At 40.3% G+C, this 26,175-nt stretch carries 25 protein-coding genes; 12 read left to right on the forward strand and 13 right to left on the reverse strand.

Going from position 1 to position 26,175, the window contains the following annotated elements:
* The first annotated feature begins 4 nt into the window (after positions 1-4).
* Entirely contained in the window at positions 5-553 is a 549-nt protein-coding gene (locus tag ACTJJH_RS12080) for a tetratricopeptide repeat protein (protein ID WP_284085734.1), read from the forward strand.
* A gap of 24 nt (positions 554-577) precedes the next feature.
* Here ACTJJH_RS12080 and ACTJJH_RS12085 read toward each other — a convergent pair whose 3' ends face one another.
* Complete coding sequence (locus tag ACTJJH_RS12085; RefSeq protein WP_078225137.1) at positions 578-1,474, reverse strand: NUDIX domain-containing protein; 897 nt, start codon at positions 1,472-1,474, stop codon at positions 578-580.
* A 136-nt stretch (positions 1,475-1,610) separates the two neighbouring features.
* On the opposite strand from ACTJJH_RS12085, the gene hemP reads away from it, so the two are divergent.
* The gene (gene hemP, locus ACTJJH_RS12090; RefSeq protein WP_002118129.1) at positions 1,611-1,781 is read left to right on the forward strand and encodes a hemin uptake protein HemP; all 171 of its coding nucleotides are present in this window, start codon (positions 1,611-1,613) and stop codon (positions 1,779-1,781) included.
* A gap of 72 nt (positions 1,782-1,853) precedes the next feature.
* Here the strand turns inward: hemP and ACTJJH_RS12095 are convergent, their stop codons facing one another.
* The 4 genes from ACTJJH_RS12095 to ACTJJH_RS12110 all read right to left on the reverse strand — a co-directional run bounded on the left by ACTJJH_RS12095 (position 1,854) and on the right by ACTJJH_RS12110 (position 6,159).
* On the reverse strand, positions 1,854-3,194 hold the full coding sequence (locus ACTJJH_RS12095) for a sensor histidine kinase (protein ID WP_017402975.1): 1,341 nt from the start codon (positions 3,192-3,194) through the stop codon (positions 1,854-1,856).
* The gene (locus tag ACTJJH_RS12100; protein WP_002118246.1) at positions 3,191-3,853 is read right to left on the reverse strand and encodes a response regulator transcription factor; all 663 of its coding nucleotides are present in this window, start codon (positions 3,851-3,853) and stop codon (positions 3,191-3,193) included. Before ACTJJH_RS12100 ends, ACTJJH_RS12095 begins: the two co-directional genes overlap by 4 nt.
* 108 nt (positions 3,854-3,961) lie before the next feature.
* The gene (locus tag ACTJJH_RS12105) at positions 3,962-4,321 is read right to left on the reverse strand and encodes a NirD/YgiW/YdeI family stress tolerance protein (RefSeq protein WP_002118236.1); all 360 of its coding nucleotides are present in this window, start codon (positions 4,319-4,321) and stop codon (positions 3,962-3,964) included.
* 80 nt (positions 4,322-4,401) lie between these two features.
* Positions 4,402-6,159, reverse strand: coding sequence for a GspE/PulE family protein (locus ACTJJH_RS12110; protein ID WP_440601174.1), 1,758 nt, complete (start codon positions 6,157-6,159; stop codon positions 4,402-4,404).
* 255 nt (positions 6,160-6,414) lie between these two features.
* Between ACTJJH_RS12110 and ACTJJH_RS12115 the strand changes: the two genes are divergently transcribed.
* On the forward strand, positions 6,415-7,686 hold the full coding sequence (locus tag ACTJJH_RS12115) for an MgtC/SapB family protein (protein ID WP_017398590.1): 1,272 nt from the start codon (positions 6,415-6,417) through the stop codon (positions 7,684-7,686).
* Positions 7,687-7,694: 8 nt separating this feature from the next.
* On the opposite strand, the gene tsaA is transcribed toward ACTJJH_RS12115, so the two are convergent.
* The gene (tsaA, locus tag ACTJJH_RS12120; protein ID WP_440601175.1) at positions 7,695-8,426 is read right to left on the reverse strand and encodes a tRNA (N6-threonylcarbamoyladenosine(37)-N6)-methyltransferase TrmO; all 732 of its coding nucleotides are present in this window, start codon (positions 8,424-8,426) and stop codon (positions 7,695-7,697) included.
* A gap of 101 nt (positions 8,427-8,527) precedes the next feature.
* Here tsaA and ACTJJH_RS12125 point away from each other — a divergent pair, with 101 nt between their 5' ends.
* Positions 8,528-9,307 carry a ferredoxin--NADP reductase gene (locus ACTJJH_RS12125; protein ID WP_002118187.1) on the forward strand — a complete coding sequence of 260 codons (780 nt, stop codon included), beginning with the start codon at positions 8,528-8,530 and terminating at the stop codon, positions 9,305-9,307.
* Positions 9,308-9,361: 54 nt separating this feature from the next.
* On the opposite strand, the gene ACTJJH_RS12130 is transcribed toward ACTJJH_RS12125, so the two are convergent.
* Complete coding sequence (locus ACTJJH_RS12130) at positions 9,362-10,231, reverse strand: PhzF family phenazine biosynthesis protein (protein ID WP_440601176.1); 870 nt, start codon at positions 10,229-10,231, stop codon at positions 9,362-9,364.
* A gap of 232 nt (positions 10,232-10,463) precedes the next feature.
* Here ACTJJH_RS12130 and ACTJJH_RS12135 point away from each other — a divergent pair, with 232 nt between their 5' ends.
* The 4 genes from ACTJJH_RS12135 to abeS all read left to right on the forward strand — a co-directional run bounded on the left by ACTJJH_RS12135 (position 10,464) and on the right by abeS (position 14,190).
* Positions 10,464-11,930 (forward strand): PLP-dependent aminotransferase family protein, encoded by a 1,467-nt coding sequence (locus tag ACTJJH_RS12135; RefSeq protein ID WP_440601213.1) that lies wholly within the window; start codon positions 10,464-10,466, stop codon positions 11,928-11,930.
* A gap of 56 nt (positions 11,931-11,986) precedes the next feature.
* Positions 11,987-13,357, forward strand: coding sequence for a prephenate-dependent tRNA uridine(34) hydroxylase TrhP (trhP, locus tag ACTJJH_RS12140; protein ID WP_440601177.1), 1,371 nt, complete (start codon positions 11,987-11,989; stop codon positions 13,355-13,357).
* 2 nt (positions 13,358-13,359) lie between these two features.
* Positions 13,360-13,623 carry a YfhL family 4Fe-4S dicluster ferredoxin gene (locus ACTJJH_RS12145; protein ID WP_032035670.1) on the forward strand — a complete coding sequence of 88 codons (264 nt, stop codon included), beginning with the start codon at positions 13,360-13,362 and terminating at the stop codon, positions 13,621-13,623.
* 237 nt (positions 13,624-13,860) lie between these two features.
* Complete coding sequence (gene abeS, locus ACTJJH_RS12150) at positions 13,861-14,190, forward strand: multidrug efflux SMR transporter AbeS (protein ID WP_004700493.1); 330 nt, start codon at positions 13,861-13,863, stop codon at positions 14,188-14,190.
* 74 nt (positions 14,191-14,264) lie between these two features.
* On the opposite strand, the gene ACTJJH_RS12155 is transcribed toward abeS, so the two are convergent.
* The 5 genes from ACTJJH_RS12155 to ACTJJH_RS12175 all read right to left on the reverse strand — a co-directional run bounded on the left by ACTJJH_RS12155 (position 14,265) and on the right by ACTJJH_RS12175 (position 18,531).
* A complete protein-coding gene (locus ACTJJH_RS12155) occupies positions 14,265-15,041 on the reverse strand; it encodes an ABC transporter ATP-binding protein (RefSeq protein ID WP_440601178.1) in 777 nt (258 codons plus the stop codon).
* 9 nt (positions 15,042-15,050) lie between these two features.
* Positions 15,051-15,764, reverse strand: a complete 714-nt coding sequence (locus ACTJJH_RS12160) for an ABC transporter permease (protein ID WP_032035675.1) — start codon at positions 15,762-15,764, stop codon at positions 15,051-15,053.
* Positions 15,761-16,450: an ABC transporter permease gene (locus tag ACTJJH_RS12165; protein ID WP_005073444.1), complete on the reverse strand. Its 690-nt coding sequence runs from the start codon at positions 16,448-16,450 to the stop codon at positions 15,761-15,763. Before ACTJJH_RS12165 ends, ACTJJH_RS12160 begins: the two co-directional genes overlap by 4 nt.
* Positions 16,451-16,541: 91 nt before the next feature.
* Complete coding sequence (locus ACTJJH_RS12170) at positions 16,542-17,327, reverse strand: ABC transporter substrate-binding protein (RefSeq protein ID WP_014207231.1); 786 nt, start codon at positions 17,325-17,327, stop codon at positions 16,542-16,544.
* 175 nt (positions 17,328-17,502) lie between these two features.
* Positions 17,503-18,531: a LysR family transcriptional regulator gene (locus ACTJJH_RS12175; RefSeq protein WP_440601179.1), complete on the reverse strand. Its 1,029-nt coding sequence runs from the start codon at positions 18,529-18,531 to the stop codon at positions 17,503-17,505.
* Positions 18,532-18,731: 200 nt separating this feature from the next.
* Here ACTJJH_RS12175 and adeF point away from each other — a divergent pair, with 200 nt between their 5' ends.
* The 3 genes from adeF to ACTJJH_RS12190 are packed head-to-tail and all read left to right on the forward strand — an operon-like array spanning position 18,732 to position 24,626.
* Positions 18,732-19,952, forward strand: coding sequence for a multidrug efflux RND transporter periplasmic adaptor subunit AdeF (gene adeF / locus ACTJJH_RS12180; protein WP_440601180.1), 1,221 nt, complete (start codon positions 18,732-18,734; stop codon positions 19,950-19,952).
* A gap of 6 nt (positions 19,953-19,958) precedes the next feature.
* A complete protein-coding gene (gene adeG, locus ACTJJH_RS12185; protein WP_440601181.1) occupies positions 19,959-23,138 on the forward strand; it encodes a multidrug efflux RND transporter permease subunit AdeG in 3,180 nt (1,059 codons plus the stop codon).
* 12 nt (positions 23,139-23,150) lie between these two features.
* Positions 23,151-24,626, forward strand: coding sequence for an efflux transporter outer membrane subunit (locus ACTJJH_RS12190; protein WP_032035687.1), 1,476 nt, complete (start codon positions 23,151-23,153; stop codon positions 24,624-24,626).
* Positions 24,627-24,686: 60 nt separating this feature from the next.
* Here ACTJJH_RS12190 and glyA read toward each other — a convergent pair whose 3' ends face one another.
* Positions 24,687-25,940 carry a serine hydroxymethyltransferase gene (gene glyA / locus ACTJJH_RS12195; protein ID WP_002118126.1) on the reverse strand — a complete coding sequence of 418 codons (1,254 nt, stop codon included), beginning with the start codon at positions 25,938-25,940 and terminating at the stop codon, positions 24,687-24,689.
* Between the two features lie 60 nt (positions 25,941-26,000).
* On the opposite strand from glyA, the gene ACTJJH_RS12200 reads away from it, so the two are divergent.
* Entirely contained in the window at positions 26,001-26,162 is a 162-nt protein-coding gene (locus ACTJJH_RS12200) for a hypothetical protein (protein WP_410561591.1), read from the forward strand.
* Positions 26,163-26,175: the final 13 nt, after the last annotated feature.

Below are 26,175 nucleotides of genomic sequence, written 5' to 3' on the forward strand. Positions count from 1 at the left end.
GGATATGTTGAAGAAAGGTGTTTTTTATATTGGTGCTGTTCTTATGGTCGGCTGCACAACTCTGCCCGATCATTCTGACTCCAAAGAGAAAACACCTACTCCTCCAGTCAAAAAGACGGAAACTCCATCAGGCGTAAAAATTACACCTTATGATCACCCAGAAATTCAACGTAAAAATTTGCAGGTGATTGTTCCGCAACAGAAAAAGCCTCAACATTTTAGTGATGATGGTAGCCAGTTACCTGCATTTAAAGTTTTAATGCAAAAAACACAGCAGGCTTATAAAAATCAGCAGTGGTCAGAGGCTGAGCGCTATGCGCTTCAAGCACAGCGTTTAGCACCACAAGCAGCTGAGACTTATTTATTTCTTGCGCTTACGGCAAATCATAAACAGCAATATTCTAACGCTGAGTCTTTAGCACGACGTGGTTTGAGTTTTGCCCAAAGTCAGGCAATGAAAAAGCAGCTGTGGTTAGTCATCTTAAAAGCTGGGCAACAACGCAATAATCAAAAAACTGTTCAAGAAGCACAGCAAGCATTAAAAGCCCTCTAGCTTTTAATGCTTTTAATTTTCTCATTAGAAATTACGAATACCTGCTAAGCCATATGCGCCATGCTGCTGCGCAGTGGCTAAATCATCAGGATGCACTCCTCCTAATGCAAAAACCGGAATCTGGCTATTTTGAGCGAGATCACTAAAACGTTCCCAACCTAATGCTACAGCTTCTGGATGAGTCTTTGTTGGTTTTACAGGACTAATAAAAACAGCATCGCAACCAATCTGCTGAGCTTGCTTTAGAGAAACGGCATCATGACAAGCAGCAATATAACGAACGCCCACTGTTAAATCGCCTTTATGTAAATTCATGAGTTGAGATTGTTTTAAATGAACGGTCTTTATTTGTTTTTGTAATTCAGGGCTTAATTGCCGCCAAATATCTACATTTATAATTAAATTTGATCGTTGCCCTTCATCTAAAGCAGTTAATTGCTCTATATATTGCGGCTCAAATTCTTCGATACGCCAGTACAATAAAGCATCACTACTTTCTACCGTTGAAAGCGTATTGCTAATTTTGATGAGATGAGGCCAATAGAGTCGTTTTATGATGTTTTTATTGGCTTTTGGAAAGTTTAAATGAAGTAGCTGATCACGTGTATACCATGCCCATGGCTGGTGAATAAGATTTAATAACTCATCAGGTACATAACTATGGAACAAATGAAGGTTGACGATAATGTCATCATATTCATGGTGAATATAATCAAACTGATGCCAATCTTTTAAACCAATACCCACCTCTTCATAAATCTCACGGCGGCAGGCTTCTTCTGGTGTTTCACCTTGTTCAACCTTTCCACCAGGGAACTCATGCTTTCCACCTTGATGTTGCTGCTCTTCGCGCCATCCAACTAATATTTTTCCACGATGGATCAAGATTGCTATAGCGACATCGACTATTGGTTTGGGCATCTTTTTACTCTCTAAAACTTTTCTCAAGTGTAAGCAAATTTTATCATTTTATAAAATCTTAAAAATCTAATTGACAGATCTATTCGATAATGATTATCATTTAAATCGTTCAAGAACATACCACGGAGCACAACAAATGAACGCACCTTTTAGCTTATTTACCCGTAACAATGACACAGCTCACGCCTTACCAATGTTACATTCTAATAACCTCTTTGCATTAGGCCGTGAAATTCGCATTATGCATGCTGGCGAGGAATATCGTTTACGCCTCACTCGCAACAATCGCCTAATTTTAACTAAATAAAAAACATACTCGCGTTTCAATAATATTCGTGGGAAAACAAAAAATGGATAGCATGGGTAACCATGCTATTTTTTATGAAGGAAGAATAATCTCTGCCCTCAGACCACCTTGTTCAGCATGCATAAAACGTAACTTGCCATTATGCAATTCAATAATTTTTCGAGTAATTGAAATTCCTAAGCCAGAACCTTGCTGTTGAGTACCGAGTACCCGAAAAAAACGCTGCCCTAACCGTAATAGCACTTCATCATCTACTCCATTTCCCGTGTCTTCAATAGACACCTTAATTTGCTGTTCATGCTGACTAATCTCAACATGAATAGAGCCTAATGTCGGGCTATAACGAATGGCGTTATCAAATAAATTTCTAAAAGCAATAAACAGTAATTCTTCATTCGCATATGTTTTAGTTTCTGCCGATAAGGTATTTACCTCTATCAACATCTGTTTAGCTTTCGCATCTAAATCTACAGTTTCAATCACTCTAGCCAGTAAGTAATTTAAATCGATAACTGTCTTAGGAAGTTCAGGCTGTTCAGCTTCATTAGGTTCTAAGCGGGCCAGAAGAAGTAAATTCTCAAGTATTTTTGTACTTCTAGAAACGTCTTCTTGTATGCGTTCAAAATCTTGATGAAGTTCAGGAAGATGTTGGTATTTACGCTGCAAGACCTGAAGACGCATTTGTATAGCAGACAAGGGAGAACGTAGCTCATGCGAAGCATCCGCGGTAAAACGCTGTTCAGCAACAAGAGCCCTTTGCAATCTCGCAAGCAATTGATTTAATGCATCTATAACAGGTTGAATTTCTGTAATGACATCTGGTTCTTGAATTGGCTCTAAATTTGATGCAGTTTTTTGAGCAATTCGTCTAGAAAGTAAATTGAGTGCAGCCAATTGATGCTCGGTACGCCAACTTACAATGACCCATTGCAGTAACCAAAACAACACCATAAGACCGCTATATCCAGCAAGTGCTTTGAGTACCTCTTCAACACGTGTACTCATTGGTTGAAAAACTTCAACTTGTAGCTGAGAGTCTTCTTGTTGTGCAGCCAGACTACGCCATAATTGGCCATCAAACCAAAAATACGAAAAACCTTCTGATAAGTTACCTTGTTCAAAAAGTTCATGCTGATAGGTATGAGAATGGGTAAGTACTTGGCCTGTGTTTAATAACTCATACTGAATATCAAATTCATCACTCAGCTCATCAAACTGTTTCATGGAATGTTCAGAAAGATCAGAAACCAGCAAAGTATCTGAAATTTCATCCATGATTTCGTCTTGCACTGACATGTTGTGATAGATCGAAAATATGGTGAGTAAGCTTAAAGCCAGTAATCCCACCACGATACTACTCCACATCGTAGTTTTAACCAGTTGCGACTGCAAAGATGAGCGATTCGATTTCATTTTAAATCTCCCATACGGTAGCCGAGCCCCCGTATGGTTTTAATACTGCTGCTTCCGATTTTTTTTCGAAGTTGATAAATAAATACTTCGATTGCGTTACTTTCAATTTCCTCGCCCCATGCATACAGTGCTTCTTCTAATTGATCACGGGTAATAATATGCTCGGGATGCACCATAAGCTTACGCAATATTTGGAATTCTTTTGCCGTTAAATCGATAGACTTGCCAGCGCTTAATACGACTTTCGCTTGTGTATCAAGTTGTAGGTCACCCCATGTTAAAACCGATTGCTGACTCAAAGTTTGTTTGCGTAATTGAGCGCGGATGCGAGCCGATAATTCTTCTAAACTAAAAGGCTTAACCAAATAGTCATTTGCACCTAAATCTAGCCCCTCTACCCGATCATGAATGCTGTCACGTGCAGTAATAAAAATAACAGGAACATTTTTTTGTTTATGGCGGATCGTTGTTAAAACCTTTTCACCAGCCAGTTGAGGTAGTCCCCGATCAAGCAAAATACAGTCATAATCATGCTGTTCGATTGCCGTAAGTGCATAATCACCTCTTTCGACCCAATCTACCTGATAACCGTCTAACTCTAACCATGATTGAATGCTTTCAGCTTGAGAGCGATCATCTTCTGCAAGCAAAATTCTCATCTATTTTTCCTGTTATATCCTGATTTGATCTTGCCAAGCCTTTATAAAAAAAGCAAAGCCGCATGATTTAAATGCGGCTAAAAGTAGTAGATCTACAGACCTTATTCATTAGAACTGAACTTGATCCACATCAATTTCTACGCGTTTTAAAGGTTTATAGTCAATGTCTACTTCACCAATTAAAGTCACATTTGTATTGGCTGAAATAGGGCGACCTTGCCAAAGTTCATCATCTACATCAATTGTAATGCTACCTGTCTTATCACGGAATTGATATTTTTCATCACCTAAAGACTTTACAACCTGACCATGTAATTTGATCGGTGTATTATCTTTTGAGGTTAATGCCTGTTTTACTGTGGTGACAGTTGCCGGAGCAATTGCAGCTTGATTCACTGGTGTATTCGCGACAACTACGCCAGCAGCAGTCATACCAGCAGTCATCAACATTACTTTAAGCATATTCATATTATTACCCTCTGTTTATGGTTCCCTCTTGGGATAAAGCAATTAAATCAACCATAAATGAGGTGAATCTTAAGAAAAACTTAATTTAATGGCACAACCCTCAAGACCTCTTCTAATGTCGTAAGTCCTTCAATCACTTTACGGGCTCCTGCAATTCTTAAAGGTTCTATACCTTCTTTTTTAGTTTGAGTTCTTAAATCATTTAATGTCACATGACTACTAATAAGGTGTTTAAGCTCAAGACTGACCGGCATAAACTCGTAAATACCGACTCGCCCTTTATAGCCTGTATGACGACATTCTTCGCAGCCTACCGCTTGATAAACCGTTTCAGGCATTTCCATAATATAGTCAAAGGTTAGGTGTTCCCACTCATCCTCATTAATATGAGTTTTTTGCTTACAGTGTGGGCAAAGCTGGCGGACTAAGCGCTGCGCGAGAACACCCAAAATTGTTGCAGCTGTCAGAAATGGCTGAACCTCTAGATCATGTAAACGAGTCAAACTAGACGGTGCATCATTGGTATGTAAAGTTGATAAAACCAAATGACCTGTTAATGCTGCCTGAATGGCCATATTCGCTGTATCTTGATCACGAATTTCCCCAATCATAATAATGTCAGGGTCTTGACGCATCAGTGCACGTACACCGTCTGCAAAGCCTAATTCAATTGCATTATTGACCTGCATTTGGTTAAAACTAGGCTCTAGCATTTCAATCGGATCTTCAATGGTACAGACATTGACCTGCTCGGTTGCAAGCTGCTTTAAAGATGAATATAGCGTAGTTGTTTTACCGGAGCCTGTAGGACCCGTGACTAAAATAATACCGTGGCTATTTTTTGTTAATTGTTGCCACTGTTGTAATAAACGCTCTTCAAAACCCAATTGCTGAAAAGAACGTACCAACACATCAGGGTCGAAAATACGCATAACCAGTTTTTCACCAAATGCGGTTGGTAAGGTTGATAAACGTAATTCGGTTTCTTGCCCTTTAGGTGTACGTGTTTTTAACCGGCCATCTTGTGGTTTACGTTTTTCCGCTACATTCAAACGTCCTAAAATTTTAATCCGAGAAATCACGGCGGTCAGCGTATTTGAAGGCATGTTATAAATGGTGTGTAAAACGCCATCAATCCTAAACCTGACTTTACCATTATCTTTACGCGGTTCCATGTGAATGTCACTGGCACTCTGCTCAAATGCAAACTGTAAAATCCAGTCGACTAATTTCACAATATGCTGATCATTAGCATCTGGGTTTTGGCTATCGCCAAGCTGCAAAAGCGCTTCAACATTTTTACTGTCATGGTCATGAGCTGCATCTTTTTGAGCAGAGTTTACCGCGCGACTCACCTGATAATATTCGCGCAAATAGCGTTGTAACTGTTCGGGATTAAGCAGTACCCGTTCAATTTTTTTAGGCGCTAGACTTCGTTCAAGGTTATTAAGCCAATCTGTTTGAAATGGTTGATCTGTTCCAATCACGATTCGGTCAGCACGAATTTCAACAGCTAAAATATGGTTGCGAATCGCAAACTCTTGTGACATGACCTGCGTTAAAGCGCTGACATCTGCCTTTAAAGGATCGATCACAAATAGAGGTAGCTGAACCCGATCTGCAAACCATAAACATAAGCGGTTTAAACTCAAATGGGCATGCGTGTGTTGCTGATCTTTTAAATTAAAATGTGCTATCCACTGTAATGGATGCCACTTTAACTGGTCTTTTTGGCGGTGACTTGTCTGTACCAGTAATTTATCTCGTTCTGTTATACGGCCTTCTTGTAATAGTTGTTCTAGACACCAATACGTATCTATTTCTACATGTGCATTCATGCGTTATCCCCAATATATTTTCATAATATAGCAGAGATGTTTTACATTTAAATATCCTTTAACATCAGTTAATTAAACAACTTCTCATCTTAATATTTTTTTGTGTCACAGGTCATATTTATAGAAATATTTTCTACATAGTTTTGTCTAAAAAAGACACTATGCTCACTATAATAAAAAGCATAAACTGAACATGAATACATGATTTTAAAATGATTCAAATCTACATATAACAATAAGCAAAGAGGAAGTAATATGGAGCTTCCAATGACAATGTCATTACAAACAGCATCATTTGAAGAATTCATTACAGTCATTGCTGCGGCGCTTGGTTGTGGCTTATTAATTGGTTTAGAACGAGAACGAAGTAAGCTTAAACATGAATATAAAACCTTTGCGGGATTTCGATCTTTTGCCATTAGTGCATTATTAGGAGCGGTCTGTTTTTTATTTGGCATTGAAATTGGAATTGTAGGTGCCTTACTCATTGGTGCCATTAGTATTGTTTCCCTCAAAAATCAACCCAATGACCCGGGCGTGACCACCGAACTCGCCTTTATTATGACTTATTTCATTGGGGCACTTTGTATTTGGAATATTTCGCTCGCTGCCGGCCTAGCTGTGATCATGACAACTATCTTAATAGCTAAGCAGTCTATGCATGGTATTGCCAGTCAGTGGATTACTGAATCGGAATTACGTGATGGTATTTTTCTACTTGCCTTACTATTAATTGCTCTGCCTTTAGTACCTAATAAGCCTTTTTGGGGACCAGTTTTAAATCCACATGTGATTTTAAAATTACTGACTTTAATCTTATTTGTGCAAGCCCTCGCTCATATAGCAAAGCGACTTTTGTCATCTAAAAATGCTTTATTGCTTTCTTCTTTAGCTTCTGGATTTGTTTCTAGTACAGCAACTATTGCCAGTTTAGGTTTAGAAGTACGCTCTGGCAAAGCCAATGCAACAACAAATGCAGGTGCTGCATTGATGTCTTGCGTTTCAACACTGATTCAAACCTTAATTATTGTGATCGGTATTAGCTTTGCTTGGTTCAAGCTGATTATATTTCCTACACTTATTGCCTTAGTAGTATTAGCAGTATGGGCCTTTATTTTATTACGTAAAGCCGAGCCTAGTACAGCTTCACCCGAGCTGGACTCAAGAATGTTCAGCTTAAAAGAAGCCATTATTATTGCAGGCACACTCACCCTCATTCAGGCAGGTGTTTATGGTTTAAGTCTATCTTTAGGCGATGCGGGATTAATCGCGGGGACTTTACTTGCTTCATTATTTGAAATACATGCAGCTATAGCGGCGGTCATTGTGCAAGGTGAACCTGATAGCGCACATATGACACCTTTATTAATTGCCTTTTTAGGAGGTTTTGCAGTTCACGCTCTTGCTAAAAGTGTGAACTCTGCAATTTCGGGCGGACTACGCTATGCTCTTGCTTTCGTTCCCGCCCAGCTCATTCATATGGCTATTTTTATTACTTTACTTTGGCTCAACATCCATTGGTTTTAAAATATCTATTATGCAAGCGCAGAAGTCTTCACCACATCAATGACGGTAACTACAAATTGATCGACCTTAAAATGAATATCAAAGTCTGAAAATTTCATTTTATAGATTCTTTCAGGGTCTTGTTGATAGGCAGGCCGAGGATCTAAAGCTAACACTTGCTCAAGCTCATCAATGTATTGCGAATCTATTTCTTTATTTTGCAGAAAATATTTTTGCGCTGTTAATGCAGCTTCAGTCCACATGACTGCCTTTCGTTCAGGTTCTGCATGTGCATAACCACTTTGAGCCTCCGCAATTGCATCAGAATATTGAATATAAGGTTTGATATCTAAAATTGGGGTGCCATTTAATAAATCACTTCCTGTGACATAGACACGCACAGACTTCCCCACTTTTTCCACTTTATTAAGTTTTACGACTGAAAGCCCGATTGGAGAAGGTCTATACATACTTCGTGTAGCAAATACTCCAATTTTTTCATTACCACCTAAACGTGGCGGACGAACCTGCGGACGGAACTTATCTGAACTGCCTTGATTTTTATTGTCATGAAACTGCCAAACTAACCAGAGATGACTAAATTGCTCAATTCCCTCAAATGCTAACAAGTCGTTATATGGTTCTACCATGTCAATATAAGACTCAATATTGACCAAATTAGGCTGGCGTGGAATACCAAATTTTTCACGATAGGGAGAGCACATGTGGCCAATGATGGGGAAGGTGACAGAATTGATCATCACTTTTTCTTATAAACACAATTAAATATATTCAGTTTATCGGGAATGAAATTAGATTAGAATAGCAATCTGTTTTCTTTTAATCGTGATCGAGACCTTTAATGGCTGCTTTTAACGTTGAACGCATTACTCATGTTCACCACTGGAATGACACTCTTTTCAGTTTTAAAACTACACGCGATACCAGCTTACGTTTTAAAAATGGTCAGTTCGTAATGATCGGACTTGAAGTGAATGGCAAACCGTTAATGCGTGCGTATTCGATTGCAAGTGCAAACTATGAAGAAGAGTTAGAATTCTTCTCAATTAAAGTACAAGACGGTCCTTTAACTTCGATTTTGCAAAAAGTACAAGTTGGTGATGAAATCTTAGTTTCTAAAAAACCAACAGGTACTTTGGTTCATGATGACCTTTTACCAGGTAAAAACTTATACCTTTTATCTTCTGGTACTGGTCTTGCTCCATTCTTATCAATTATTCGTGATCCAGAAACTTACGAACGCTTTGAAAAAGTAATCGTTGTTCATGGTACACGCTATATTTCTGAATTAGCTTATCAAGACCTTATCTTAAACGAATTACCAAACCACGAATTCTTTGAAGAGTTAGGTATTAAAGACAAGCTTGTTTACTACCCTACTGTTACTCGTGAACCTTTCCACACTCAAGGCCGTGTAACAACTGCAATTGAAACTGGCGCTTTATTTGAAAAAATCGGTTTACCACGCTTCAACCGTGAAACTGACCGTGCAATGCTTTGCGGTAGCCCTGCATTCTTAAAAGACGTTGCTGCATTACTTGACCAACACGGTTTAGTTGAATCACCTCGTATGGGTGAAATGGGCGACTACGTCATTGAACGTGCGTTTGTAGAAAAATAATTTTTTCTAGACATAAAAAAACCGAGGCAAAGTCCTCGGTTTTTTATGTCTGTTTTACAATTTAATTGTGCCATCGATACAGGTGACAGCGGTTCCACCCACTAAAATTTTATCTTGATACAATTCAAGTTGAAGTTGTCCGTCTCGACCTACCGCCCCACCTTGTGAAGAAAGTACGACATCATTTTGTGCGGGAAGAATCCCATAATAACGAATAAATGAAGCTACGCTACCATTACCACTACCACAAACAGGATCTTCATTTATTCCACATGAAGGAGCAAATGAACGAACTTCTATGTGTTTTTGTTCATCATTATTTTCATGAAAACCAAAAATTGTCGCACCCGTAACTTTCATTTCTAAGTCATGTTCTTTTAAAGCGGCAAAGTCTGGTTGGCTATCTGGAACAGCGTCAGCATTAACAGCTTGCAATACAATCCAGCGCGCCCCTACATCTACCAATGCAGCGTTCCATTGAGTATTAATTTCACATTTTAAAATTTCTGCTAATTTCTCAGTATGCATTGCATCTAGTGGAGTAATTTTAGGCTTAGGTAGTTCAAATGAAATATGACTTGATTCACTCACGGTCAGAGTCACCAAACCAGCACCGCACTGCTGTACCAGCTTACCTTCTTTCGCTTTAATTAGACCAGTCTCAAGTAAAGCATAGGCAGTACCAATTGTAGGATGGCCTGCAAACGGCAATTCACTTTGTGGAGTAAAAATTCGAACCTGATAATCAGCTTGTGAATCGGTCGCAGGGAGTACAAATGTGGTTTCAGAAAGATTGGTCCAGTTCGCAATGGCTTGCATCTGCTCAGACGTTAAGGTGCTGGCGTCCATAATGACCGCAACAGGATTTCCTTTAAATGCTTGTGAAGTAAAAACATCAACTTGTTTAAATGCAACAACAGACATAGACCCGCTCCTACTGATTTTGTAATTAAAAAATTATGGCTATTAAGTCCTTACCATTTCTTGATCTTACTGATTTATTTTTAATGGTCACAGTATCAGTTAATATTAAAAATAATAGACACAGTTGTTAAAAATAGATTCAAATTAAATGGATAAATCTATAAAACTAACAATATTTGAGATAATTAAAAGATCACTATAAAGTGTATCCATTGCTTTGGCTTTTTAATGAATTGACATGTACAAATATAAAAAAGTGAGTGATGACCTCACCCTTCAAATTCAAAATGGCAGGCAACCTGTGGGTTCTCGGTTGCCATCAATTCGAGATTGTGCCCAGCATTATCAGGTCAGTATTAACACTGTAAAAGAAGCTTATCGCCAGCTTGAAGATCAAGGTTTAATTTCAGTTCGTCCACAGTCTGGTTACTACGTTTGTCATGCACCTTCAAACTTACTAGAACTCGAAGAGCGTTATGTCAGTGAAGAAAAAGTATCTCTTTCAGGAATTAGCTGTTTTCTCGCACAAATTGTTAAAAAACAAATGGACCCCGACTATGTCAATTTGGCCCTAGCTTGCCCTTCTGGGGAAAATTTTTATCCAATTGAACGCTTAAAACGCTTAACTGCTCAAGTTTTACGGACACAGCCAGATATTTTTAAAAGCTATACCTTGCCGCCCGGTTCTATACGTTTACGTACTCAAATTGCTAGGCGAAGCTTACAGTTAGGTATGTTTCTTTCAGCAGATGATATTGTGCTCACTCATGGCACTATGGAGGCTTTAAGTCTCGCGATTATGGCAACCACCCAAGCAGGTGACAGTGTAGCGCTTGAGATTCCTACATTTCACAACCTGTACCCACTCCTTCATAATTTAGGTCGAAAAATTGTAGAAGTACCGACCTCGCCACATACAGGTATGTGCCTTGATGCACTTGAAGAACTCTTAAAATCTCAAAGTGTACAAGCCATTTTAACCATTCCAACAGGACACAATCCTCTCGGTTTTAGCATGCCTGAAAGTAACCGTCGTCGCTTGGCAGAGTTAGCTAATCAGTTTCAAGTTCCTGTTATTGAAGATGCGATGTATGCCGAATTGCAACTCACCGAGCCTCTCTTGCCCAACATCAAAGCGTTTGACCAAAATGGATGGGTTTTGGTGTGTAGCAGCTATACCAAAACTGTGGCGCCCGACTATCGAATTGGTTGGCTAGAAGCTGGACGTTTCCGCAATATTGTGCAGCAGCTTAAATTTACAACCACTGTTGCCGAGCCAGCTTTACTCACAGAAACGTTAGGCCTTTTCTTAGAAAATGGTGGTTATGACCTGCATTTACGTCAACTCAAAAAACGCTATCAACAACAAATTGACACCATCAAATCTTATATTTGCCGTTATTTTCCAGTCGGTACTCGAGTCAGTCGTCCACAAGCGGGGTTTATTTTATGGTTAGAACTACCCGAATCAATTGATACCCTAGAACTGTTTCACCAAGCAATGGACGAAAAAATCTTATGTATGCCCGGAATTTTGTGTTCAGCTGATAAACGTTTTAGTCATTGTTTACGTATAGCAGCTTGTTTTGAGTTAAATCCCAAAATGTTAAATGCTTTGATGCGCTTAGGAGAGCTAGCAAAAAATATGCTACCTGTACAAAAAGATAGTGATCAAATCCCTACTAATTCAGTAGGTTGAATCCCAAATGCGGAGTTAATAAAATAAAACCATATATTTTTTATGCCTTTTATTTTATGAAAACTGAGCTTCTCTCTCCCGCAGGTTCACTTAAAAACATGCGCTATGCATTTGCCTATGGTGCAGATGCCGTATATGCAGGACAACCACGTTACAGTTTACGTGTGCGTAATAATGCTTTTGATCATGACAACTTAAAAATCGGAATTGATGAAGCCCATGCTTTGGGTAAAAAGTTTTATGTTGTAGTGAATATTCAGCCACATAACAGCAAATTAAAAAACTTTATTCGTGATCTTGAACCAATTGTAGCTATGCAACCCGATGCACTCATTATGTCTGATCCAGGCTTAATCATGATGGTGAGAGAGCATTTTCCTGATGTGCAAATTCATCTATCAGTTCAAGCCAACGCTATTAATTGGGCCACTGTTAAGTTTTGGAAAGATTACGGTCTAAGCCGTGTGATTTTATCGCGTGAGTTATCTTTAGAAGAAATAGAAGAAATCCAGCAACACGTACCCGATATTGAACTTGAAGTTTTTGTACATGGTGCTCTATGCATGGCCTACTCAGGCCGCTGCCTACTTTCCGGATATATGAACAAGCGTGATGCCAATCAAGGTGCTTGTACCAATGCTTGCCGTTGGGACTATAAACTGCATGAAACCCAAGAAGATGCAAATGGAGATGTGATTCCAGTCACTCAGCTAAATACATCAGAAAAGTCTTGCTGTTCATCAGCACAATTAGAAACAACCTCGGCTCAAATGCTGCTGGTACAACGCAATGATGAAGAAATGTTTGCGGCTGAAGAAGATGAACACGGCACCTATTTTATGAACTCTAAAGATTTACGTGCGGTACAGCATGTAGATCGTTTAACCAAAATGGGCATTGCCTCACTGAAAATTGAAGGCCGTACTAAATCCTATTTTTACTGTGCCCGTACCGCCCAAATTTATCGAAAAGCTATTGATGATGCTTTAGCAGGCAAACCATTTGACCCAAGCTTAATGAACCAACTCGAAGGTTTGGCAAACCGTGGTTATACCGAAGGCTTTTTGAGACGTCATGTGCATAGCGAATATCAAAACTATGCTGATGGTTCATCGCATTTCGACTACCAACAATTTTGTGGAGAGGTTTTAGAACGTCACGGCGATTATATTCGCATTGAAGTTAAAAACCGTTTTGTGGTGGGCGACTCACTTGAGCTGATGACGCCTCAAGGTAATATCACCTTTACTTTAACCGAAATGCGCGATTTAAAAGGTAACCCAATTACCGATGCTAAAGGTTCGGGGCATTTTGTTGAGATTCCACTTTCACAAGATGTTGATGTTAGTTATGCCCTACTCATACGCAATTTGCCGCATGCCAAGGAAAACATTACTGCCTCAACATTAGCTTATTCAGCGAGTTAAACATGGCACTTTTGATTACAAGTGACTGCATCAATTGTGATATGTGCTTACCGGAATGCCCCAATACAGCTATTTTTGAAGGCAACAAAGTTTATGAAATTGATCCACTTCGTTGTACCGAATGTGTAGGCTTTTATGATGCGCCTACGTGTAAGGCAGTTTGCCCTATGGATTGCATAAAACCAGACCCTGCGCATATTGAGAATAAAGAGCAACTGCTAGAGAAATTTAAAGGGTTAAATTTACTCGGCGAATCTATTTCTTAAAAAGACTATCGAGGATCAGGCTAAAGTTGCTGATCCTCTTTTTATGACTATGCAGCTCAATGATTAAATAAATGAATAAAATAGCTGAGAACACTTTGCTAGTGATAAAATCAATTTATCAGTTCAGTTTGATTTAATGGTCATTTTGTACCAAAAAAATTAAACAATCGTTAAAACTGCCAAACCATTTCAACATTTCATGTAGATTGATCAAAAATCATTCTGGCGCAGCTCCCCATGTCTTATCTTTATTTAGCAATTGCGATTGCTTGTGAAGTCATTGCAACTTCAGCTTTAAAAGCATCTCAAGGTTTTACTGTTCCCATTCCGTCCATCGTTACTGTTGTGGGCTATGCAATTGCTTTTTATTTATTATCCCTGACGCTAAAAACAATTCCGATCGGGATTGCATATGCCATTTGGTCGGGTGCGGGTATTATTTTAATTTCTGCAATTGGCTGGATATTTTACAAACAGCATTTAGACTTGGCGGCCTGTATTGGTCTTACTTTAATGATTGCAGGTATTATCATTATTAATGTGTTTTCTAAAAATACCCATTTATAAAATATAAATAAAAATAAACCGAGTACGATGAAACTCTTTTTATAAAAAATTTCATCTTACTCGGTATGAACAGCTTATTTCAAACTGCCCGTCAAAAATTGTTTTAGACGCTCACTTTTCGGGTTATTGAGTACTTCATCAGGATAGCCCTGTTCCTCAATTTTCCCTTGATGCAAGAAAATCACTTGATTAGATACATGACGTGCGAAGCCCATTTCATGTGTCACCACAATCATAGTACGTCCTTCTTCAGCCAAGCCCTGCATTACTTTTAGTACTTCACCCACCAACTCTGGATCAAGCGCGCTGGTTGGTTCATCGAACAACATAACTTCTGGTTCCATAGCCAAAGCACGAGCAATCGCTACACGTTGCTGCTGACCACCAGATAAAAATGCCGGATATTTACTTTCAACAGTTTCAGGTAATCCAACTTTGCGTAGATATTTGCGTGCACGCTCTTCAGCTTCAGCACGTTTTACCCCAAGTACGTGAATGGGCCCTTCAATGACATTTTCTAGCACTGTCATGTGTGACCACAAATTAAAATGCTGAAATACCATCATGAGCTGCGTACGCATTTTTTGTAGTTGCTTTGGTTCAACTACTTTTAAATTGCCTTTTTTATCAAAGACTGTGCGTAGTTTTTCACCATTGAGCTTAATGGTGCCATTGCTCGGTTGTTCCAAAAAGTTAATGCAGCGGAGTAAGGTACTTTTACCTGAACCCGATGAACCAATAATACTAATCACATCACCGGCATTTGCATCAAGTGATATCCCTTTAAGCACTTCATGATCGCCGAATTTCTTATGTAAATCGCGAATCACTAGTTTTGCAACTTGTTCCATTTATGTCTCCTAATGATTCGATGGCTTTAAAAATGCCAACCAACGTTTTTCAAGCTTACGAAATAGCCCAATCAAAATAAAAGCCAGCATTGCATACAACACCGCGGCAATTCCAAAAGCATTGAAAGTGTCATAGGTTGCCGCATTCACATCACGCGCAATTTTTAAAATATCAGGAACTGTTGCTGTAAATGCAATGGTTGTCGCATGCAACATTAAAATCACTTCATTGCCGTAAAATGGCAGAGCACGTCGTAACATCGATGGAATAATAATGCGAGTGTACCGTTTCCATTTTGACATACCGAAAGCTTGTGCAGCCTCAATCTCTCCATGGGGAATAGAACGAATCGCCCCAGCGAAGATTTCAGTTGTATATGCACCAGTATTGAGCGCGAATGCCAAAATGGTGCAATTTATGCCCTCTCTAAAAAAAGCATCAAGTGTCTGGTGTTCATGGACATAATCAAAGCTATAAATACCTGAATAAATAATCAGCAGTTGGATATAAAGTGGTGTGCCACGAAAAACATAGGTATATAACCAAACTGGGCCACGCAACCAGATATTTTCTGATACTCGTGCAAGTGATAAAGGCACAGCAAGCACAAAACCAATGCCAATAGAAAGCACCAATAACCAAGTCGTCATCGCTACGCCAGTCATTTGCAAACCATCGGTCCAAAGGTATGCCTGCCAATATTGTTGAAGGATTTCAATCATAATTGTCCCTTCCTTACACCAGCAGAATAACGACGTTCAAGCCACATTAAAATCAGATTCGACACGGTGGTAATCGCTAAATAAATGGCAGCAGCCACGATGCTAAAAAAGAACAGTTGCATGGTACTTCTACCTGCATCTTGCGTAATTTTTACAATGTCAGTCAGGCCAATAATAGAAACTAGTGCGGTCGCCTTAATCAAAACTTGCCAGTTATTACCAATACCAGGCAAAGCGAAACGCATCATTTGAGGGAATAATACACGGTGAAAAACCTGCCACGGAGTCATTCCATAGGCCATTGCTGCTTCAATTTGGCCTTTAGGAACCGATTGAAATGCACCACGAAAGGTCTCGGTAAAATATGCACCATAAATGAACGCTAAAGTAATCACACCCGCCACAAATGGGTTGATATCAATTTGGTCCATTTGCAGTGCTTCAGTAATTTGGTTGAGACCCAACTGCAAGCTATAAAATAACAGCAGCATAATCACCAAGTCAGGTACACTTCGAATGAGCGTAGTGTAAGCGGTTGCTATATAACGTAAAATTTTAATACTAGAGAGTTTTGAGCTCGCACCAATTAAGCCAATAATCACAGAAAGTAAAAGTGATAACAACGCAAGCTGTATGGTCATCCATGTCCCGCTGAGCAGGAGTGGCCCAAAGCCAGAAAAAAACATGACTCATCTTCTCCTTAAAAACAATATCTAATATTGATGAGATGAGAATAGATCTAAAAATGTCGGCTTAAAGCCGACATTTTTCACATCATTAGTAAATGCTAAAGGAGAAATATTTTTTCTCGAGTTTTTTGTATGTACCATCTGCAATGATTGCAGCGAGTGCTTTATTAATATTGGCTTTTAAATCCGCATCTTCTTTGCGTAAACCGATCGCTGCACCTACACCTAGTGTTTTTGCATCAACCACATTGCCACCAGCAAAACTGAAGTTTTTGCCTTTTGGTTGTTTTAAGAAAGCGCCATCAACCATAATTGCATCTTGTAAAGTTGCATCCAAGCGACCTGACATCATGTCTTGATAAATCAAATCTTGGACTGGATAAGGTACAACCGTTACACCTTTTGGCGCCCAATAGGTTTTAGCATAAGTTTCTTGAATTGTGCCCTGCTGTACACCGACACGTTTACCTTTCAAAGAGGCAGCGGTAGGCAATAACGGCGAGCCTTTTTTTGCAACCATACGGGTTGGTGTATTGTAGATTTTGCTACTAAATGCAATTTGTTTTGCACGTTCATCAGTGACTGTCATTGATGAAAGAATGCCATCAAATTTTTTCGCTTTAAGTGCTGGAATCATCCCATCAAAAGAGTTTTCAACCCAAACACATTTGGCTTTGAGTTTTGCACAAATTGCATTACCCAAATCAACATCAAAACCAGTTAACTTGCCATCTGGTGTTTTATATTCAAACGGCGCATAAGACGACTCAGTACCAAAACGAATCACCTTCCAATCCTTTGCTTGAACATTCGTCGCAACAGCAGCCAAAACTAAAGTTGTTGAAACGAACATTTTTTTCATAAAGCTTGCCATCTTGAAGCTTCTCCTTAAAATTCTAATAAGGTGATAAAAACTTGAGCAATTTCTAAATTACTCTTCTGCCGAAAGAATTGCAATTTCTATACCAGTAAATTAAGGATTTATGAAGGTGTCTGAACAATGGATTGTATTAACTGTTTAAATGTTGAAAAATCACTCAAATTTTAAGTTAGTTTTTGAGTGTGTAAGCTTCTGCCATATTTTCATTTTCAACCAATGTCCGAATGGTATATTCATGGTTATGTTCTTTAGCACTGGCAAATTCACATTTTTGATCCAATGACATTGAACAACCACTCAACAATGGACAACCTGCAAATAATTCAGCCACCCAATCTACGAAGACTCGAACTTTAGGCGATAAATGACGATTTTGTAGATAAACGACTGATATTGGCATAGGTGCAGGTAACCATTCAGTCAATACTTCCCTAAGTGCACCAGATTCCAAATGTTTTGCTACCATGTAATATGGGCATTGAATTAAGCCAAAACCTTGCACTGCCAAATCAATATATGAATCACCATCGTTGACAGAAACACGCCCTTTCACACCAACGCTATGAATCTCACCATTCACCATGAAATCCCAGTCGATATTGCGTCCTGTACGGCTGTTAAAGTAATGCACGACCTGATGTTTTTGTAGATCCTCAATAGTTTTGGGTTCGCCATGCTCTATCAAATAACGTGGTGCAGCAACCGTCACACATTGAATTGTTCCGATACGGCGCGCAACTAAACTTGAATCTTTCAGTTGACCAATACGAATGACACAGTCCACTGCATCTTGAACTAAATCGACCGGACGATCACTCATTCCAATCACCAAATCAATATCAGGATACTTGGCATGAAAATCACAAAGCATTGGAATCAGAATCAGCCGCCCGATTGAAGCTTTAACATCAATACGCAGTCGTCCTCGTGGCCCACGTTCCGAATCATGGAAAGTTGATTCTATATCTTCCACATCAGCTAAAATTCGCGAAGTACGCTCATAATAAACTGCACCATCCGGTGTCAAACTAAGTTTGCGGGTTGTTCGGTTAAGCAATCGAACTTGTAAATGTCTCTCTAAAGCCTGAATGGTTGTCGTCACAGAAGCACGCGGTAGGCCTAAACTGTCAGCAGCTAAACTGAAACTATTTGTTTCGACAACTTTGTTAAATACTTTCATCGCATGAAATAGATCCACACGCACACTCCTATCAATCAATGCATTTTTTAATCAAACACATCAATTGTTATAAAAATACGAATAGTGTTATCGAATTTAATATATTTATTCGTGATTGACAAACTTTTATGCTCCGTCCATCCCATAAACCCTGTTTCTCCCATACGGACCAAAACTAAAAGTCTGAAAACAGGTATCCAAATAACTAGGAGCACCTCATGTCATTTTCCCGCAAACAGTTCGCACTGTCTGCCATCTTTGTTGCCCTTGTAGCAACAGGAGGCAGTTTTATGTTTTTACATGAAAATGCCGATGCAAAAGCTGCACCGACCACAGCCCAACAAGCTGCAACTGTTGATATTTCTAATGTCATCAGTAAAACCATTACCGATTGGCAAGAATACTCCGGTCGTTTAGAAGCAATTGATCAAGTCGATATTCGGCCTCAAGTTTCCGGCAAACTTATTGCAGTTCACTTCAAAGATGGAAGTCTCGTAAAAAAAGGCGACTTACTTTTTACAATTGACCCGCGTCCTTTCGAGGCAGAACTGAATCGTGCCCAAGCTCAACTCGCTTCAGCTGAAGCACAAGTCACTTATACGAGTTCTAACCTTTCTCGTATTCAACGTTTAATTCAAAGTAATGCTGTCTCACGTCAAGAGCTAGATTTAGCTCAAAATGATGCACGCTCAGCCAGTGCCAACCTACAAGCCGCTAGAGCAGCAGTTCAATCTGCCCGCTTAAATCTAGAGTACACCCGTATTTCAGCACCAGTTAGCGGTCGAATTTCCCGTGCTGAAGTCACCGTCGGCAATGTAGTTTCTGCAGGTAACGGCGCACAGGTTTTAACAAGTTTAGTATCTGTATCTCGCCTTTATGCATCTTTCGATGTTGATGAACAAACTTATCTGAAATACATCAGTAACCAGCGTAATTCTGCACAAGTTCCTGTTTATATGGGACTTGCCAACGAAACTGGTTTCTCTCGTGAAGGTACCATCAACTCAATTGATAATAACCTAGATGCAACCTCAGGTACGATTCGTGTTCGTGCGACTTTTGATAATCCAAACGGAGTTTTATTACCGGGCCTGTATGCACGAATCCGTTTAGGCGGTGGTCAACCTCGTTCAGCAATTCTGATTAGCCCAACCGCAGTTGGGGTCGATCAAGATAAACGCTTTGTCGTAGTAGTTGATGCTAAAAATCAGACGGCCTACCGTGAAGTAAAACTCGGTGCACAACAAGATGGTTTGCAAATCGTGAATAGCGGACTACAAGCGGGTGATCGTATTGTGGTGAACGGTTTACAGCGAATTCGCCCGGGTGACCCTGTGACCCCACACCTCGTTCCTATGCCAAATGCGCAAATCACTGCTAGCAGTACTACTCCTCAACCTCAGCCAACAGATAAAACATCAACTCCGGCAAAAGGTTAATCACATATGAATATTTCTAAATTTTTTATTGATCGGCCGATATTTGCTGGTGTGTTATCAGTACTGATTTTACTCGCCGGTCTGCTTTCGGTATTCCAGTTACCGATTTCTGAATATCCAGAAGTTGTTCCGCCATCTGTGGTGGTACGTGCTCAATATCCGGGTGCAAACCCTAAAGTGATTGCTGAAACCGTTGCCTCTCCGCTTGAAGAATCAATCAATGGCGTTGAAGACATGTTGTATATGCAATCTCAAGCAAACAGCGACGGTAATTTAACCATTACAGTGAACTTTAAGCTTGGTATCGACCCAGACAAAGCGCAACAACTGGTTCAAAACCGTGTGTCTCAGGCCATGCCTCGTTTACCGGAAGACGTACAGCGTTTAGGTGTCACTACTTTAAAAAGCTCACCAACTTTAACCATGGTAGTGCATCTGACCTCACCAGATAGTCGCTATGACATGACCTACTTACGTAACTATGCGGTACTCAACGTGAAAGACCGTTTAGCGCGTTTACAAGGAGTTGGTGAAGTCGGATTATTTGGTTCTGGTGACTACGCGATGCGCGTATGGCTCGACCCGCAAAAAGTAGCACAGCGTAACCTCACCGCGACCGAAATTGTGAATGCAATCCGTGAACAAAATATTCAGGTTGCAGCGGGTACAATCGGTGCATCACCAAGTAATTCACCTTTACAGCTTTCAGTCAATGCTCAAGGCCGCTTAACGACTGAACAAGAATTCGCAGATATCATTTTAAAAACTGCACCAGATGGTGCGGTCACCCGATTGGGTGATCTTGCTCGTGTTGAACTTGCAGCCTCTCAATATGGCTTGCGTTCATTACTCGACAACAAACAAGCAGTCGCAATTCCAATTTTCCAAGCACCAGGTGCTAATGCTTTACAAGTTTCCGATCAAGTGCGCAGTACGATGAAGGAGCTTTCAAAAGATTTCCCATCTTCAATTAAATACGACATTGTTTATGACCCGACTCAATTCGTACGTGCCAGTATTAAAGCGGTTGTTCATACTTTACTTGAAGCGATTGCACTGGTTGTTGTGGTTGTTATTTTATTCTTACAAACATGGCGTGCCTCAATCATTCCATTGCTTGCTGTACCAGTTTCAATTATTGGTACATTTGCGCTCATGCTCGCTTTTGGTTACTCAATCAATGCGCTATCACTGTTCGGGATGGTACTTGCCATCGGCATTGTGGTCGATGACGCCATTGTGGTCGTCGAAAATGTCGAGAGGAATATTGAAGCAGGCTTAAGCCCAAGAGACGCAACTTATCGCGCCATGCGAGAAGTGAGTGGACCAATTATTGCGATTGCTTTAACGCTCGTTGCCGTGTTCGTACCTCTTGCCTTTATGACAGGCTTAACGGGGCAATTTTATAAACAATTTGCCATGACGATCGCCATTTCAACGGTCATTTCGGCATTTAACTCCCTTACCCTATCTCCTGCTTTGGCTGCCATGTTACTAAAAGGACATGATGCTAAACCTGATGCATTAACACGCATAATGAATCGTGTATTTGGACGTTTCTTTGCACTGTTTAACCGCGTATTTACACGTGCGTCAGACAACTATGGTAAAGGCGTAAGTCGTGTTATCTCCCATAAAGCATCAGCAATGGGTGTCTATGCAGCACTTTTAGGCTTAACCGTTGGGATTTCTTATATTGTTCCGGGTGGCTTCGTACCTGCCCAAGACAAACAATATTTGATTAGCTTTGCTCAATTACCAAACGGCGCTTCATTAGATCGTACTGAAGCGGTGATTCGTAAAATGAGTGACACTGCACTTAAACAGCCTGGTGTAGAAAGTGCTGTTGCCTTTCCTGGTCTATCAATTAACGGATTTACCAATAGCTCAAGCGCCGGTATTGTCTTTGTGACCTTAAAGCCATTCGATGAACGTAAGGCTAAAGACTTATCTGCCAATGCAATTGCTGGTGCTCTCAACCAGAAATATTCAGCTATTCAAGATGCCTATATTGCGGTTTTCCCACCACCACCCGTGATGGGCTTAGGCACCATGGGCGGCTTTAAACTCCAACTCGAAGACCGAGGTGCATTAGGCTATTCAGCCTTAAATGATGCTGCCCAAAACTTTATGAAAGCAGCACAATCAGCCCCTGAACTGGGTCCAATGTTCTCAAGTTATCAAATTAATGTACCTCAACTAAATGTAGATCTGGACCGTGTGAAAGCCAAGCAACAAGGTGTTGCTGTAACAGATGTTTTCAACACCATGCAAATTTATTTAGGTTCTCAATACGTTAACGACTTTAACCGCTTTGGACGTGTTTATCAGGTTCGTGCGCAAGCCGATGCTCCTTTCCGCGCAAATCCTGAAGATATTTTGCAGCTTAAAACCCGAAACAGTGCCGGACAAATGGTGCCGTTATCTTCATTGGTAAATGTAACTCAAACCTATGGTCCTGAAATGGTCGTTCGTTATAACGGCTATACCTCAGCAGATATTAACGGTGGCCCTGCCCCAGGTTATTCATCTAGCCAAGCTGAAGCTGCGGTTGAACGTATTGCTGCACAAACTCTACCTCGTGGTATCAAGTTTGAATGGACAGATTTAACTTACCAAAAAATCTTGGCTGGTAATGCAGGACTCTGGGTATTCCCAATTAGCGTATTACTGGTGTTCTTGGTTTTAGCTGCTCAATATGAAAGTCTGACTTTGCCTTTAGCTGTAATTTTAATTGTACCGATGGGAATCTTGGCGGCTCTGACAGGTGTTTGGCTGACAGGTGGAGATAACAACATCTTTACCCAAATTGGTCTGATGGTACTAGTCGGGCTGGCTTGTAAAAATGCCATCTTAATTGTTGAGTTTGCACGAGAACTTGAAATGCAAGGTGCAACTGCCTTTAAAGCAGCTGTTGAAGCAAGTCGTCTACGTTTACGCCCAATTTTAATGACTTCTATTGCATTCATTATGGGTGTCGTACCACTGGTTACCTCAACAGGTGCAGGTTCTGAAATGCGTCATGCGATGGGTATTGCAGTGTTCTTCGGCATGATCGGTGTAACGCTGTTTGGTTTGTTCCTGACCCCTGCCTTTTATGTCCTAATTCGTACACTGAACAGCAAACATAAATTGCATTCGGCAGCAGTTCATGAAGCACCTTTATCTACCCCACATGATCATTAAGGAGGACATTTAATGGCTACATCAAAACAAAGCTTATTATTGTCCTCACTCATGGGAAGCCTGCTGCTTGCAGGCTGCTCTTTGGCACCGGAATATCAACCTGCAAAGGTCATAGTTCCCGTCAAATTTAAAGAGTCTGACCCTAAACTTGAAGACAATAACTGGAAAATTGCTCAACCTGCCGATCAGCAGGTTCGAGGTGAATGGTGGCGTGTTTTTAATGATGCTCAATTAAATGAGCTCGAACAACAAGCCATTTCTGGAAACCAGAGCCTTAAAGCGGCAGCGGCTAATATTCAAGCTTCACGTGCGTTACGTTCAGCAGCACAAGCTGAACGCTTGCCAAGTATTGGTGCTGGCTTTGGACCGACTCGTCAAAAACCATCTCCAGCTTCATTGGGTCTAGATGACAATGCTCATACGTCTGCACAAACCTTATGGCGTGCTCAAGCCAATGTTTCATATGAGCTCGATTTATTTGGCCGTATTGCCAGTAGTGTCAATGCAGCAACAGCTGATGTACAGCAACAAGAAGCTTTATACCAGTCGGCACTTTTAGCCTTACAAGCAGATGTTGCCCAAGGCTACTTTCTCATTCGTCAGCTTGATGCTGAACAAGCAATTTATAATCGCACTATTAAACTGCTTGGTGAGACAAGAGACTTAGTTCAAACACGTTTTAGAAATGGTTTAATCAGTGAATTAGATGTTTCTCGCGCACAGACTGAACTGGCTACCGCCCAGACCAATGCACTGAACATTGCTCGTAACCGAGCCAATGCAGAACATGCACTTGCAGTATTGTTAGGCAAAACACCTGCTGAGTTTAGCTTGGCAGTTCAACCTTTAACTGCAAACAGCATTCGTCTTCCAGCAGGTTTACCTTCGGCTTTACTGGAAAGACGACCTGACATTGCGGCTGCCGAGCGTGCTATGGCAGCAGATAATGCGCGTATTGGAATTGCACGTGCTGCTTTCTTCCCAAAACTGGACCTAACAGGTGCACTCGGTTATGAATCATCAAGTTTAGGTGAGTTGGGTAAATGGTCGAGCCGTACATTCTTACTTGGTCCAGTGGCAGGTACTATTTTATCTTTGCCATTATTTGACGGTGGACAACGTAAGGCTGGAGTTGCTCAAGCACGAGCTGCCTATGAAGAAAGCGTGGCAAACTATCGCCAAACTGTGTTGAATGCATTTCGCGAAGTTGAAAATGGTTTATCAGATCAAAGAATACTTGATCAGCAAATTCAAGCTCAAAATCAAGCACTCTCCTCTTCTCGTCATGCAAATCAACTGTCTCATTTACGTTATCGAGAAGGTGCTATCAGTTATCTTGATGTGATTGACTCAGATCGGACTATTTTGCAACAAGAACAACTTTCTGCACAGCTTAACGGCACTAGAATGATGGCTAGTGTAAATTTAATCCGTGCATTAGGTGGTGGCTGGCATAATGCCGAGTCATCGGTAAAATCTAAAAGTTAATTCTTATCTAATTAACTTGATAAAAAAAGCGCCATACGGCGCTTTTTTTATATTTACAACTTATTGTGCGTATACAGGGAATTTTGCACAAACAGTTTCAACTTTCGCTTTTACGTCAGCAATAACTTTTTCGTCACCTTTGCTGTCAATCACGTCAGCGATCCAACCAGCAAGTTCACGAACTTCAGCTTCACCGAAACCACGAGTTGTTACCGCTGGAGTACCGATACGGATACCAGAAGTCACGAATGGAGAACGTGGGTCATTTGGAACTGAGTTTTTGTTCACAGTAATGTGAGCAGCACCTAACCAAGCATCTGCATCTTTACCAGTTACATCTTGCTTGATTAAAGATAACAAGAACAAGTGATTGTCTGTACCGCCAGAAACAACATCATAACCACGAGCGATGAATACTTCAGCCATAGCTTGAGCATTTTTCACAACTTGTTGTTGGTAAGCTTTGAAGTCATCAGACATAGCTTCTTTGAAGCAGATTGCTTTAGCAGCAATCGCATGCATTAATGGACCACCTTGGTTACCAGGGAATACAGCTGATTGAAGTTTTTTCTCGATTTCTTCATTCGCTTTCGCAAGGATTAAACCAGAACGTGGACCACGAAGTGTTTTGTGAGTCGTCGTCGTTGTTACGTCAGCAATTTGAACTGGGTTTGGATATACACCAGCAGCAACAAGACCTGCAACGTGAGCCATATCAACAAAAAGGTAAGCGCCAACTTTGTCCGCGATGTCACGGAAACGTTGCCAATCTACAACACGGCTATAAGCAGAGAAACCAGCAACGATCATACGTGGCTTGTGCTCTAACGCTAAACGTTCAACTTCTTCGTAATCGATCTCGCCAGTTTCAGCGTTTAGACCGTATTGAACTGCATTATAAGTTTTACCAGAGAAGCTTACTTTTGCACCGTGAGTCAAGTGACCACCGTGAGCCAAGCTCATACCCAAAACTGTATCGCCTGGGTTAAGAAGCGCTAAATAAACAGCAGAGTTAGCTTGTGAACCAGCGTGTGGTTGAACGTTTGCGTAATCTGCACCAAAAAGTTCTTTAGCACGATCAATCGCCATTTGCTCGATGATATCCACATACTCGCAACCGCCATAATAGCGTTTGCCTGGATAACCTTCTGCATATTTGTTCGTAAGTTTTGATCCTTGTGCTTCCATCACAGCAGGAGAGCAATAGTTTTCAGATGCAATTAACTCGATATGTGCTTCTTGACGCTCACCTTCAGAAGCAATTGCTTGAGCTAATTCTGGATCAAATTCAGAAATGGAAATATTGGCAAACATTAGCGGGGGTCCTATAAATTAGGGCTTTTAAGCCGTGCTAAGATTGCGGCATATTGTAGCATGAACTTTATAATTAAACAGAATGAAGTTAGCTCAGTTTTAAATAAAAATGGCTCAAGTTTTATAAAAAATGAGCCATTGTTTATAAATCAAATAAAAAGCTCGTTTAAAGCTTATATTTTAAATTTATCCATCGTTAATCTTAGCTTACAACAATATTAAAAAGTCTTTAAAT

This window comes from Acinetobacter sp. 22301 (assembly GCF_052045285.1).
GTDB lineage: Bacteria > Pseudomonadota > Gammaproteobacteria > Pseudomonadales > Moraxellaceae > Acinetobacter > Acinetobacter pittii.